We start from the raw sequence: 13,794 nt of genomic DNA, 5'->3' as shown, positions 1-13,794 counted from the left end.
CGCAAGAGCGGCACACTAATACAACTGAGAATCGTTTTCAATAAAATACCGATTCGGCCGGGTGTACCCGACCTAACCCTGCTCTATCAACATGACAGCCGTAGTATCGTTCTCCAAAGCGTCAAAAATATGCTCGCGGTCGGCGGAATAACTGATGTAATCCCCTGCGTTCAATTCTACCGGTTGGTCCGTCGGCCCGACTAGCGCCCTGCCACTGCTGATAATCACATGCTCAATGGTGCCCGGCATATGCGGCCGCGAAATGCGGGCTTCGCCCGGTTGAACCTGTAGACGGTAAATATCGCGCTGTGCCCCTGGCGGGCAGGTCGCCAACAGAGTGGCGGCGTAGTTGGCCTGTTCGGAAACCGTGGTCACCCCTTCATGGGCGCGGATCACCTGTACGTGCTGGCGTGGCTGAGAAATCAACCGGCTGACCGGCACATCCAACGCCATCGCCAACGCCCACAAGGTTTCCAGGCTGGGGTTGCCGCTGCCGGTTTCCAACTGAGAAAGCGTCGATTTTGCAATCCCGGCTCGGCGAGCCAATTCGGTAACCGAGAGGCCCAATCTTTCGCGTTCACGGCGAATGGCGGCCGAAAGCAGGCCGATGGGCGTAGCGTTATTGCTGACAAAGTCGCTCATTGTTCACCATATCGTTCGTTTGTTCGGCTTGACGAACAGTCATCGAGTGTTCATCATAATGTTCAATTGTTCATTTTAATGATAACCGCCAACGGCGGCAAGCGCACTAGCAGGGAGAAGGCAAATGAAGATAAGAACCGGCGGCGTATTACAGATGACCCTCGCCATGGTCATTTCCGGAACCGTGGGCTGGCCGGTAATGCTGCTGGGGCAACCGCCCGCTACGGTGGTTTTCTGGCGCTGCGCGTTTGGCGCGCTAGCGATGCTGATCGCCTGCGCCCTGCTTGGCCTGCTTAAAAAAGACATGTTAACCCGACGTCAGGCTGCCATTGCGGTGCTGGGCGGTGTCGCCCTGGTGTTGAACTGGGTAATGTTGTTCGGCGCTTACAGCCATGCCTCTATTGCGGTGGCGACCGTCACCTACCACGTCCAGCCCTTTATGCTGGTTGGGCTCGGGGTGCTGTTTTTCGGCGAAAAAATGACGGCGACCAAGTTTGGCTGGCTGGTACTGGCCTTCGTCGGCATGTTGCTGATCATTAGCGGTAAACAAGATGGCGGCGATACCAGTGCCGATTACTTCACTGGCGTGTTGCTGGCGCTGGGCGCTGCCTTTATGTATGCGGTAGCGGCGGCGATCGTCAAGCGTTTGAAAGGGGTGCCGCCGCACCTGATCGTGCTGATTCAGCTCACTCTGGGCGTCGTACTGCTGGCACCGTTCGCCGGCTGGGCCCAACTGCCGTCGACGGCTAACGGCTGGTTGCTGCTGGCGACCCTGGGTCTGGTTCACACCGGGCTGATGTCTTCCCTGCTGTACAGTGCCATCCAGAAAATCCCCACTGCCCTGGTAGGCGCGTTGTCTTTCATCTATCCCGTGGTGGCGATTATCGTCGACTGGGCGGTATTCGGACACCGCCTTAGCCTGATGCAGTTGTCGGGCGCCGCCGCCATCTTGCTTGCGGCAGCGGGCATGAACTTTGGCTGGCGACTGGTGCGGGCGAGAAAACCCGTGCGCGTGGTCGGTGATCAACAACCCTGAGCGCGATTTTTAAAACCGTTCGTTGCCGAATGATAAGCGAAACGCCTATCCCAAAAATATCAAAAGCTCAGCGAATTAACGTATTCGCCCTGGCCGGCAAGAGCTGTTATTTATTTAACCAGACACGGGAGGAGTTAACGATGGCACGCTACGTGTGGAATGACCGACTGAAGCAGAGCATCCGTTTCAGTTACTGGAATGAGCTGTGCGTTATTGACGATAACGGGGCCTTGGTGGCCCCGCTTCTCAAGCTAATGGATCTATTTTTCCGCCGTTTGATCGCGTAAGTGACTGACCTGCGCTTGCAGCTCGGGCCACGGCGCTTTCCCCGCATAGTTTTGCCGCAGATAGTTAAGCAATTCGGCGATCTGTCTGTCGTTCAGGTTATGGCGAAATGCCGGCATATAGCCCAGGTTGCTATTGGCCGGCCGTTGAATGCCGTCCAGCACCACCCGAATGGCATTGTCCGGCTTATCGGCATACAGGTTGGTGTTCAGCGCCAGTGAAGGTCGAACGCCGATCAGCTGAGCCCCCTTTTCCTGAGCATGGCATGCCATACAGGCACCGGAGAATATACGTGCACCTTCCGTGGTTAACGGCTCGGTCCGCGACTCGGCCCATTCATTCAAACGTTTGGCTTCTGTCACCTTAGACTCGCTCGGATGATAAGTGTGCAGATAGGTGGCTATGGCCTGCAAGTCTTGCTCCGGCAACCGCGAAAGCCCTTCTTCGATCACCGGCGCCATCGGCCCGGCTGCCACGCCGTGATTTGCCGAATACCCGGTGCGCATAAAGCTGAGCAAATCATCTTGTGTCCACTCCAGCGGTGCCAAAGAGCTGCCGGTTAGCGACGGAGCAGTCCAGTCTTCCGCCACGCCGCCGCTCAGGTGCTCAGCGCCGCCTTTCTCGCCAAACATCAGGTTGCGCGGCGAGTGGCAGGCGCTGCAGTGGCCAAGGCCTTCCGTCAGATAGGCCCCGCGATTCCATTCGGCGCTTTGTGTCGGATCGGCCTTCATGGCGCCAGGCTTGAGGAACAGCCAGTTCCAGGTGACGATGCCCTGGCGAATGTTAAACGGGAAACCCAATTCGGTGGCCGGTGGCTGATATTTCACGGCCGGTTGCGACATCAGGTAGGCGTACAAGGCCTGCAGATCTTCATCGCTGGTGCGGGTAAACGCCGTATAGGGAAAGGCCGGGTAGAGATAGTGCCCTTCGCGATCAACCCCATGACGCATCGCTCGTTCAAAGGCGGCATACGACCATTTCCCAATGCCGGTGTCGTTATCCGGAGTGATATTGGTGCTGTAAATGGTACCGAACGGAATCTCCATCGCCAATCCGCCGGTATTGCGCTCGCCGCCGGGCCGGGTATGGCACACCGCGCAGTCGCCGAGATCGGCCAGCACTTTCCCTTGGGCGATCTGTTGCTGACTAAAAACGTGATGATCCTTTTCCTCAAGCGGCGCTATTTCTGATTGCCAGCTGGCTATCGCCCCAATGACCACGGCGGCAACAACCGTCAGACTGCCCCAGCCGGCGATTTTCTTTATGCTGCTCATAGTGACTTATCCCTTTCTGCGCTGCCGGAAGCCTGCTGTTTTAACGCCTTTACCACTCGCTCAGGGGTAAAAGGCACCTCTCGCAGACGCACGCCCAGCGCGTCGAACAACGCATTGGCGATTGCCGCTGCGCTCGGCACCGAGGCGGATTCTCCTGCCCCCATAGAGGGTTCATCCGGATAGTCCAGCAGTTGGATATCAACCTGCGGTAACTCGTCAAACCGCAGGATCGGGTAACCGCCCCAATCCAGCGACGTTACGGACGCAGAGTCAAAGGTGACGAACTCTTTCAGCACCCGGCTGGCGGACTGAATGATATTGCCGTGCACCTGGTGACGAACCCCGGCCGGGTTGATGATGCGGCCGCAGTCATGGGCAACGAAGATTTTATCCAGCTTGATCTGCCCGCTGTGGCGATTAACGCTGAGATCGCACACCCAGGCCGCCCAGGCGGCACCAAACCCAGGGAATTTACTGTGGAAATAACGCGCATAGGCAAAGCCGCGTCCCGTCACCCATTCAGGATCGCCGGACACCGGGCTGCGGTAGGCCGGGCCATCCTGCCAATTGGCCTGCTTTTTCAACGCTTGAATCAGCGCCACGGCACGCGGGTCTTTCAGATATTGCAAGCGGAATGCGATCGGATCCTGCCCGGCTCGCCACGCCAGTTCATCAATCCAGGATTCGTGGGCGAACACATTGGGTAACGCCGAGACCCCACGCATCCACGAAGCCCGCACAATCGGCGCCGCGTCCTGGCACACTACCCGCATATTGGGATATTCATATTGGGGAATGGCGGTTCTGTCGCCCATCTGCTGCACGTCTGCCCGATTGGGCACTTTACCGGCCAGTACCAGTGACAACGTCACAGCGTTGTTTGAAGGGTAGCTGGTTTTCAGTTCGTAAGCCGCCACCTGATTGTGCTTATCCAACCCGCCGCGGACTCGCATCAGTTGCCCGGTGCCCTTGGGTTCCCAACCCGCCTCTTGTTCACGCATCAACTGCACCCTGACCGGCTTGCCGGTGGCCTGCGATAACAGCGCAGCGTCAGCGGAGACGTCATCGGCACAGTTGCGACCGTAGCAGCCGGAGGCTTCCATGCGATTGATATGGACCTGCTCTGGCCGCCAATCGAGCAAATGAGCGATGTCCTTACGCAAATCGTGAGGATTTTGCGTGCCAGACCAGATTTCTGCGCGATCGCGACCGACGTCGGCCACCGCACAGGACGGGCCGATCGACGCGTGTTGATGGTAAGGCCAGACGTAATCAGCACTGACCTCGGTATGCAACGAGGCCAAAGCGGCATCGACCCCGGCATCATCACGCAGCACGCGATCCGTTTTGGGGTTTTCCACCAGGGCCTTATGCAATCCTGTAAGCGAAAGATCGGGTAAACCGGACCAGGGACGCCAGACGGTTTTCAGTTGCCGCATGGCGGCAATCGCCTGCTCTTCGCGTTCGGCGACGATACCGATGAAATCGTTAATCACCACCAGTTTTACAATGCCAGGCAAATGGGCAATGGAATCATGGTCAACCGACAGCAGGCCGCTGCCCAACGGGGCGCTGCTGTCGGCGCCGATATAAGGCGGGCGCACCACTCTGCCATGCAGCATGCCCGGCAGGCGGAGGTCATGCACATAGGTCAGTTGGCCGGTCACCTTGGCCGGGATATCCACCCGCGGCACCGCCTTGCCCACGTAACGGCTCTCCGCCACGCTCTTCAGCCTGATGGTTTTATCCAGGGCCACCTGTAAATTTTGCCCGCGGGCCAGTTCACCATAGCTCAGACTGACGTTGGGTTTATCCCTCGCAAATACCCGGCCATTTTCAGCCTGCAGGCGTTCCACCGGTAACGCAAAGGCCTTTGCGGCCAGCGCCAGCAGTAATTGCCGCACCTGTGCGGCTGCCTGGCGCAGCGGTATAGCGGTCACCTGAATCGTGGCGCTGGCGATGGTCGGCCCCTGATCCGGCGTGCGCTGGGTGTCACCCAAAATCACCGTAACGTGCTCGAAAGGTACGCTGATTTCATCGGCAACAATCTGTGCCAATGCGGTGCGAATACCGGTGCCAAGATCCACATGGCCGTTAAATGCGGTGACACGGCCATCGGCGGTCAGGCCGATAAAGCTGTCCACGCGATCGAGCGGCAGATCGCCCCCTACCACTGGCGTCGTTGCCAGGGTATTAAGCGACACAGGCAACAGGCTGCTGACCATTACCAGGCCACCGGCCTGCAACAGGCGGCGGCGCGTGATTTCCAGGCGGCTCATGCTTGCCCCCTTTCCGCCAACAGCTGACGGGCTTTGGCGGCAGCACGCAGGATCTCAATATGGGTGCCACAGCGGCACAGGTTATAAGCCAGCTCATTTTTTATTTCTTGTTCATCTGCCTGCGGGTTTCGCTCAAACAGAGCAACCAGCGTCATGATCATGCCGTTGGTGCAATAACCGCACTGCGCGGCCTGCTCATCGATAAAGCCTTGTTGAACCGGGTGCAGTTGCCCCGCCTCGCTCAGGCCTTCCAGCGTGGTAACGGATTTGTTGAGGGCACCGCTCAGCGGCAGCGAGCAGGAACGGGCGGCGACGCCATCGATCAGTACCGTGCAAGCACCGCACTCCCCGAGGCCACAGCCGTATTTGGGGCCATTCAGGCCCAGATCGTTGCGTAACACGTAGAGTAGCGGCGTTTCGGGTGAAATGGCGCCCAGCGCGACCATCCGGCCGTTTATTTTTATTTCCATGGTGAATACATATCCTTAACCAAACGGATTTCTCCGTAATATCACTGCGGTGAATAATTCACAGCATGCTAATTATAATCATTTAAAAGACTTTCTAATGTTAAGGGTATGTAGTGCCAATTGCTTTAACGAAAAGTGGGTATTTATCATCAATTTCGAGTGGCATTAGAGCAGGGCGTATTGATTGCACACCAGTCGTTGACGGAAGGATCTACCGCGTACGTTCTGCTGGCGACCAACGTGGAAACCCGTGCCACGCATGAAACTGAGAGGAAGTAAGTGGCTGATTATTTATCTATTAATTCGACTAACTAAGCCATATTCGGCATTTCACACCCGAAAATATTTTGCTTATCATCATGATCTGTCTCTGAGGTTTGCTTCAGGGCCTGTCTACCGGAATTTTTGTCCTTGTTTTGTTCGTCGTGAACGCTCGGCCGCACTCAGGTGCGGCTTTTCTTTTTGTTGCCTCCCCCCGCTTGTTACATACCCATGTTACCCATCCGTTAAATGACCAAGATCTACGCACTCAGCCTGATTTTCGCTCGCAATACGGCAGTTTTTGCTGCTCTTCCCCGGTGACAGTCATCCTTTTCCTTCCGTCGATCACATTACGGGTAACACAGTTTTTTAACACTCTTCAGCGTGATATCTGTCGCAAAACCGCCTGCCGAAAACCGCTTTTATAGCAATACGAAGTAACGCTAATTATTGACAGGTGAAACCATGACGACCTCTACATCCAATGAAGTGCTGTTGATTGCCCCAGTAATGGATAACCTGCTGGCCCGCCTTGAGGCAGCCTTTGTGGTACATCGGTTATATGAACAAGAGGATGCGGCCGCTTTTCTGGCCGAAAAAGGTGCGGCCTTCCGTGCGGTCGTCACTCGGGGGGATATTGGGGTCGAGACGCCAGTGCTTGAACAATTACCCAACCTCGGGCTGATTGCGGTATTCGGCGTAGGCACTGACGCGATTGATCTGAATTACACCCGTAAACACGGCATTGCCGTCACCATCACCTCCGGCGCCTTGACGGAAGACGTGGCGGATATGGCTCTGGGATTGTTGCTGGCTACCGCTCGTCAGCTGTGCCACAACGATCGTTTTGTGCGTGAAGGTCGCTGGCTGAAAGAAGCGCCGGGCCTGTCGGTGCAGGTCAGCGGCAAACGGCTGGGCATTTTCGGCATGGGCAATATCGGCCGCGCCATCGCCCAACGCGCCGCCGGTTTCAATATGCGTATCCAATACGCCAGCCGCACGCAGGACAGTTCGCTGCCCTATCGCTATTTCCCAGTTCTGCTGGCTTTAGCGCGGGAAAGCGACTTCTTTATCATTGCTATTTCTGGCGGTAAAGACAGCGCCGACCTGGTGGACAAGGCGGTATTCGACGCCCTGCCGTCGCACGCGCTGGTGATTAACATTGCTCGCGGCAGCATCGTTAATGAACCCGACCTGATTAGCGCCCTGCAAAGTGGCGCCATCGCCGGTGCCGGGCTGGACGTTTATGCCCACGAACCCGAGGTTCCTGCAGAACTGATCGCCATGGAAAACGTGGTGCTGCAACCGCATATCGCCAGCGCCACCCAGGAAACCCGGCAAAAGATGAGCGATATTGTGTTTGCCAACGTTGAAGCCTTTTTCAACCGGGCGCCGCTGCCCCACGCCATCGAGTAACTGACGCGTTTTCTTTTCGATTTTATTACCGCCGAATCACAGAACCTCTTCATTGAGAGGTTCTCCCTGCGCCCTATAAAGAGAGATCGCCATGGATAATAAAATACCCAACACCCGCTGGCTGCGGGTTATTGCCCCGATCCTGATCGCCTGCATCATTTCCTTTATGGACCGGGTTAATATCAGTTTTGCGCTGCCCGGCGGTATGGAAAGCGACCTGGGCATTACCAGCCAGATGGCCGGGCTGGCCAGTGGCATCTTTTTTATCGGTTATCTGTTTTTGCAGGTTCCCGGCGGACGCATCGCGGTCAACGGCAGCGGCAAGCGCTTTATTGCCTGGTCCCTGTGTGCCTGGGCGGTGGTGTCAGTTGCGACCGGCTTTGTCACTAACCACTATCAGCTGCTGGTATTACGCTTCGTATTGGGCATCTCTGAAGGCGGTATGTTACCGGTAGTGTTAACCATGATCAGCAACTGGTTCCCGGAAAAAGAACTGGGCCGCGCCAACGCCTTTGTCATGATGTTCGCCCCATTGGGTGGCATGCTCACCGCCCCGATCTCTGGCGCAATCATTAACGCATTCGACTGGCGTTGGTTGTTTATCATCGAAGGCCTGTTGTCGCTGGTGGTATTGGCCGTGTGGTGGCTGCTGATCAGCGATCGCCCGCAGGAAGCGCGCTGGCTGCCGGCCCGTGAGCGCGACTATCTGATAACCGAACTAACGCGCGAACGGCAAGAACGCAGCAAACTGCAACCGGTCAGCAAAGCACCACTGAGAGATGTCTTCCGTAACAAGGGCTTGATGAAGCTGGTGCTGCTGAACTTTTTCTATCAAACCGGCGACTACGGCTACACCCTGTGGCTGCCCACCATTTTAAAAAACCTGACCGGCGGTAACATGGCCTCGGTCGGCTTCCTGGCAATCTTGCCATTCGTCGCGACGCTGTTGGGGATCTACCTGATTTCAGTGCTCACCGATAAAACCGGCAAACGCCGCCTGTGGGTGGTGGTTTCATTGTTCTGCTTTGCTGCGGCGCTACTGGCTTCGGTGGTGCTGCGTCATAACGTGGTGGCGGCCTACATTGCCCTGGTGGTGTGCGGCTTCTTCCTCAAAGCCGCTACCAGCCCGTTCTGGTCCATGCCTGGGCGCATCGCCTCCGCAGAAGTCGCCGGGGGCGCTCGCGGCGTGATTAACGGCCTCGGCAACCTGGGCGGCTTCTGCGGGCCTTATCTGGTAGGGGTGATGATCTACCTCTATGGCCAGAACGTGGCGGTATGCGGTCTGGCAGTCTCACTGATCATCGCCGGAATCATCGCCTGGCGTTTGCCGAAGGAATGTGACCTGACCGGCAGTGAACCGACACACGACAAACTGCTGGACAACGCCAAACGGGCCTGAATAACAACGAAAACCACGAGCGGGCTACGGCAAAATTTGCTATGTTAGCCCGCTGATTAAGGTCTGTTGTTACTCGCTGGATTAGGTCTATGTTTACCCATAAAGCAATCGCCGAACTCAATGCGCTGGAATTGTTGGTTTATAACTACATCACCAAAAACAAAAACCCGGTGATGTATATGACCATCCGCGAACTTGCCGAGGCCGCCGGGGTATCCACCACTACCGTACTGCGCTTTTGCAAGAAAATGGGCTGCGACGGCTACTCCGAATTTCGCATCCGCTTCAAGCTGTATCTTGAGCAGACCGAAGCACCGCCGATGGATTTTGGCACCAGCGAAATCATCAGCTTCTTTAAAAGCATTAATAACGACGAATTTAATCAACTGTTAGATCAGGCGGTGCAGCATATTGCCGCTGCTGAGCGTATTATTTTCGTTGGCGTCAGCACCTCCGGAGCATTGGGGAAATACGGCGCGCGTTTCTTTTCCAACGTTGGAAAATTCAGCACCCATATCGACGACCCTTATTATCCCATCAATAGCGACATGTATAAAAGCGCGGTCGCAATAATACTTTCGGTGTCTGGAGAGACCGAAGAAATTTTGCGCCTCGCCAGCCAGTTCAGCCTGCACCACTGCAAAATCATCAGCATCACCAACAACGAAACCTCCTCGCTGGCACGCATGGCGGACTTTAACCTCTCTTACCACGTTCCCCCGCAGTTGATCGCCGGGCAACACAATATCACTACCCAAATCCCGGTCATTTACATTATCGAAACCATCGGCAAGCGGCTGGGGCATATTAATTACGCAAAATAAAACAGCCTGTTTTTTTAATGTGACACGTCACCTGAGTGGTGATTTGTTATATCGTGACATTCGATTCCAGCTTGCTACTATATTCTCATTCCGGCAGTTCAGTGCTTTCTGATAATAATCCGATGAGAAACCTACGATGAAACAACAACAGTTACCGAAAGATTTTCTGTGGGGCGGTGCCGTGGCGGCGCACCAGGTTGAAGGCGGTTGGGATCAGGGCGGCAAAGGCCCAAGCATCGCCGACGTTCTGTCGGGCGGTTCTCACGGTGTGGATCGCGTTATGACCGACGGCGTGCAGGAAGGCTATCGTTACCCTAATCACCAAGCGGTGGACTTTTACGGCCGTTACAAGCAGGACGTGGCGTTATTCGCCGAAATGGGCTTTAAATGCTTCCGCACCTCTATCGCCTGGACGCGTATCTTCCCGAATGGCGATGAACATGAGCCAAACGAAGCCGGTCTGCAGTTTTACGACGATTTGTTTGATGAACTGCTGAAATACAATATCCAGCCGGTGATCACCCTGTCCCACTTTGAAATGCCTTATCACCTGGTGAAGGAATATGGCGGCTGGAAGAACCGGAAGGTGGTCGATTTCTTCGTACGCTTCAGCGAAGTGGTGCTGCGCCGTTATCAGCACAAAGTGAAATACTGGATGACCTTTAATGAGATCAACAACCAGAGCAACTACCAGTATCCGCTGTTTGGCTACTGCTGCTCCGGCGTGGTGTATACCCAGGAAGAGAACCCGGAGCAGACGCTTTATCAGGTCTTGCACCATCAGTTTGTTGCCAGCGCCCTGGTAGTGAAACTCGGTCACCAGATTAACCCGGAATTCCAAATTGGCTGCATGCTGGCCTGCGTCCCCTTCTACCCGTACTCCTGCAAACCGGACGACGTCATGTACAGCGTCGAAGCCATGCACTCGCGCTACCTGTACACCGACGTACAAGTGCGAGGCTACTATCCGTCGTACCTGCTGCGTGACTGGGAGCGCAAAGGCTTCAAGATTGAGATGAAACCGCAGGACGAACAAACCCTGCGCGAAGGTTGCGCAGACTACATCGGTTTCAGCTACTACATGAGCAACGCCCTGCAGGCCGATGCGGTGAGCAGCGACAACGAGATGTTCAGTTTCCCCGGTAACGTCCCGAACCCGCATGTCAAAGCCTCGGACTGGGGCTGGCAAATTGACCCGGTCGGGCTGCGTTACTCGCTGAACGTGCTGTACGAGCGTTACCAGAAACCGCTGTTTATCGTTGAGAACGGCTTTGGCGCATTCGACAAGGTAGAGGCTGACGGCCAGATCAACGATGATTACCGCATCGACTATTTGCGCGCGCACATCGAACAGATGAAAAAAGCGGTCATCGAAGACGGCGTGGACCTGATTGGTTATACCCCGTGGGGCTGCATTGACTGCGTGTCCTTCACCACCGGTGAATACGGCAAGCGTTACGGCTTTATCTACGTCGACAAACACGATGATGGCACCGGCACCCTCGAGCGTTCGCGCAAAAAGAGTTTCGACTGGTACCGCACCGTGATCGCCAGCAACGGCGAACAGCTTTAATCAGGGTGAATTTCTTCAGGGCGGTTTTACCGCCCTTTTTCATGCCTACGATATAACCTCATGCGGTATCGGTAAAACATTACCGTCACCGCATGACAGCAGCGTAGCCTGCACTGCAGTTACCGGCTAGGGGGTCATAAACTTCTCATAGTTCTGCGGGGTAACCAGTTGGAAAGGAATAAAGTTCACATCTTTGATAGCTTCCCCCTTTGCCGCTTGCTCCGCCATATCGACCGCGCCGTAGGCCTGCGATTTGGCATCCTGGAACACTGTGACCGTCAGCATGCCCTTTTTTATCGCCTGCAGGCCATTTGGTCCGCCATCGGTTCCACCAATCAGAATATCTTTACCGACGCTCTTGCCATTACTTTTAATCGCCATAGCTGCGCCAATCGCCATTTCATCAGCATTAGAGGAAAGAATATCGATTTTGTCGCCTGACAATATCCAGTTATTCATCAGATTCATGCCATCTTCACGCATCCACTTGGCCGTGTCTTCCAGAATGACGTGCATGTTGGGATTCTTGGCAATAATCTCTTTCGCCCCTTGGGTTCTAAAACGAGTGGCATCGTTACTCAATAGCCCTTTCATAATGGCGACGTTGACGCTTTTACGATCCTTGACCAGTTCAGCCAGGTATTGCATCTGTAACCTGCCGGCTTCAATCTCGTCGCTGCCGATATAACTGATGCCATTGCCCATGGTGGAGTCCGAGGGCATACGGTTAAGATAAATCAGCGGTATTTTGGCCTTTCTGGCGGCCTCGGTGATATTTTTGGTGCCCTGGGTGTCGACCGGATTAACAATAATCACGTCCACTTTCCCATTGATGAAACTCTGCACCTGACTCAGTTGCTTATCTACCGCCCCCTGGGCATCTTCAAACTGTAATTTTAGATCCGGGTGTGTTTTTGCTCTTTCGATAATGTAGCCACGTAACCTCGAGAGAAAAACATCATCCATTTGGGCAATGCTGACGCCAACCTGCACAGCAAATACCGAAGGGCTGAGCGAGAGCAATGAAAGACAGAGTAAGATAATTTTCTTCATAATCGTTTTCCCATTAATGGTGAATAGCGTGTAATTTCAGTACGAAGGGTTAATTATTTACTGCTATGACATTGCGTTGGCCTGTACGGCATAGCTAACGCAGGTGACGCCGCCCGTACGTCAGAACAACCCAAAAGGGGCTGCCATACGAACGGACTCGTCAGAGTGCGATCCAGCTTCGCTCCGCGGATGAGCGTACCGCAGCGTCCACCAGACGCTGTATTTCAACTGCCTCTTTAAAATCTGGCCCTTGTGAGTCTCCCTGCTGAATTGACTGAATGAACTCAAGCATTTCAATGGTTTTTAGATCGTTGAACCCCAGTTGGTGCCCCGGAGCCGGACAAAAAAGCCCGTAAGGCGCGTGCTCCGGCCCGGCAACCAGCGTTTTAAAGCCGTTCAGGCCGCTAGTGTCGTCATAACGGAAATACTGGATTTCGTTAAAACGTTCCTGATTGAAGCTCAGGGCCCCCTGGGTACCGGTGACTTCAAACCCCAGCTGCATTTTATGGCCCGTGGCGACCCAGTTGGCCTCGATATGGCCACCGCAACCGCGGGCAAACCTCAAGGTCAGACGCGCAATGTCGTCAACCTCTACCGGTTTCAGCACCCTCGAACCCGCGCTTTCCGGCCGAGCTTTAATCACCGTATCGAGATCGGCGAACACTTCGCTTACCGGGCCGAGCAAAAATCTGGCCATACCCAGAATATGGCTGCCCAAATCCGCCACCGCGCCGGCCCCTCCGGCCGGATCTAACCGCCACGACCAGGGGATTGCAGGATCCGCCATGAAATCCTCCGCGTGGATCCCCCTAAAGCCGGTAATCTCTCCTAAATCGCCGTTGGCTATCATCTGGCGAGCCAACTTCAGCAACGGGTTTTTAATGTAATTGAACCCCACCTGGGTGAAGACACCGGCTTTCTCTGCCGCAAGGCGCATTCGCTCAGCGGTCTCGCTGTCCGGTGCCAAGGGCTTTTCACAGTGCACATGTTTCCCCGCCGCGATGGCGGCAAGGGCCTGTTCGGCGTGAAACCTGTTTGGTGAGGTTATCGAAATAACATCAATATCCGGATCATCGATCAGATCTTGCCAGCGTTGGGTCCAGCGCATAAAACCAAACTGCTGCGCGGCGCTTTCAGCCGCAGCGGCGTCAATATCCGCCACGCTGATTAATACCGGCTGAATATCACCGGAAAGCGTGGCAGCGGCACGCCAGGCTCTGGCGTGCGATTTCCCCATAAAGCCGGTGCCAATAAGTCCAATACCGATTTTTTGCATCGCCAT

General features: G+C 55.2%; 11 protein-coding genes. 5 read left to right on the top strand and 6 right to left on the bottom strand.

The annotated features are described in order from the left end of the window. Positions 1-72: 72 nt before the first annotated feature. Positions 73-642 carry a helix-turn-helix domain-containing protein gene (locus tag AAZT04_RS11770; RefSeq protein ID WP_020826957.1) on the bottom strand — a complete coding sequence of 190 codons (570 nt, stop codon included), beginning with the start codon at positions 640-642 and terminating at the stop codon, positions 73-75. Between the two features lie 124 nt (positions 643-766). Here AAZT04_RS11770 and AAZT04_RS11765 point away from each other — a divergent pair, with 124 nt between their 5' ends. Continuing rightward, positions 767-1,678 (top strand): DMT family transporter, encoded by a 912-nt coding sequence (locus AAZT04_RS11765; protein ID WP_020826958.1) that lies wholly within the window; start codon positions 767-769, stop codon positions 1,676-1,678. Positions 1,679-1,938: 260 nt separating this feature from the next. On the opposite strand, the gene AAZT04_RS11760 is transcribed toward AAZT04_RS11765, so the two are convergent. From AAZT04_RS11760 to AAZT04_RS11750, 3 genes are read right to left on the bottom strand one after another with little or no spacing between them, the layout of a single operon-like run. Continuing rightward, positions 1,939-3,237 carry a c-type cytochrome gene (locus AAZT04_RS11760; protein ID WP_434680153.1) on the bottom strand — a complete coding sequence of 433 codons (1,299 nt, stop codon included), beginning with the start codon at positions 3,235-3,237 and terminating at the stop codon, positions 1,939-1,941. Next, complete coding sequence (locus AAZT04_RS11755) at positions 3,234-5,516, bottom strand: molybdopterin cofactor-binding domain-containing protein (RefSeq protein WP_434680151.1); 2,283 nt, start codon at positions 5,514-5,516, stop codon at positions 3,234-3,236. The genes AAZT04_RS11760 and AAZT04_RS11755 overlap by 4 nt, the downstream gene beginning before the upstream one ends. Continuing rightward, complete coding sequence (locus tag AAZT04_RS11750; RefSeq protein ID WP_046373499.1) at positions 5,513-5,986, bottom strand: (2Fe-2S)-binding protein; 474 nt, start codon at positions 5,984-5,986, stop codon at positions 5,513-5,515. The genes AAZT04_RS11755 and AAZT04_RS11750 overlap by 4 nt, the downstream gene beginning before the upstream one ends. Before the next feature lie 726 nt (positions 5,987-6,712). On the opposite strand from AAZT04_RS11750, the gene AAZT04_RS11745 reads away from it, so the two are divergent. The 4 genes from AAZT04_RS11745 (at position 6,713) to AAZT04_RS11730 (ending at position 11,459) form a co-directional block, all read left to right on the top strand. Further along, the gene (locus AAZT04_RS11745; RefSeq protein WP_434680149.1) at positions 6,713-7,663 is read left to right on the top strand and encodes a 2-hydroxyacid dehydrogenase; all 951 of its coding nucleotides are present in this window, start codon (positions 6,713-6,715) and stop codon (positions 7,661-7,663) included. 91 nt (positions 7,664-7,754) lie between these two features. After that, positions 7,755-9,062, top strand: coding sequence for an MFS transporter (locus AAZT04_RS11740; protein ID WP_434680147.1), 1,308 nt, complete (start codon positions 7,755-7,757; stop codon positions 9,060-9,062). 89 nt (positions 9,063-9,151) lie between these two features. Further along, the gene (locus AAZT04_RS11735; RefSeq protein ID WP_020826964.1) at positions 9,152-9,886 is read left to right on the top strand and encodes a MurR/RpiR family transcriptional regulator; all 735 of its coding nucleotides are present in this window, start codon (positions 9,152-9,154) and stop codon (positions 9,884-9,886) included. A 136-nt stretch (positions 9,887-10,022) separates the two neighbouring features. Beyond that, positions 10,023-11,459 (top strand): 6-phospho-beta-glucosidase, encoded by a 1,437-nt coding sequence (locus tag AAZT04_RS11730; protein ID WP_434680144.1) that lies wholly within the window; start codon positions 10,023-10,025, stop codon positions 11,457-11,459. Between the two features lie 126 nt (positions 11,460-11,585). Here AAZT04_RS11730 and AAZT04_RS11725 read toward each other — a convergent pair whose 3' ends face one another. Next, entirely contained in the window at positions 11,586-12,512 is a 927-nt protein-coding gene (locus tag AAZT04_RS11725) for a substrate-binding domain-containing protein (RefSeq protein WP_020826966.1), read from the bottom strand. A gap of 160 nt (positions 12,513-12,672) precedes the next feature. Then, the gene (locus AAZT04_RS11720) at positions 12,673-13,794 is read right to left on the bottom strand and encodes a Gfo/Idh/MocA family protein (protein ID WP_434680142.1); all 1,122 of its coding nucleotides are present in this window, start codon (positions 13,792-13,794) and stop codon (positions 12,673-12,675) included.

The sequence above is a fragment of the Serratia sp. Je.1.23.a genome (assembly GCF_051129805.1).
In the GTDB taxonomy this organism is placed as follows: domain Bacteria; phylum Pseudomonadota; class Gammaproteobacteria; order Enterobacterales; family Enterobacteriaceae; genus Serratia; species Serratia liquefaciens.
This window is presented reverse-complemented; position numbering and strand designations above follow the sequence as displayed.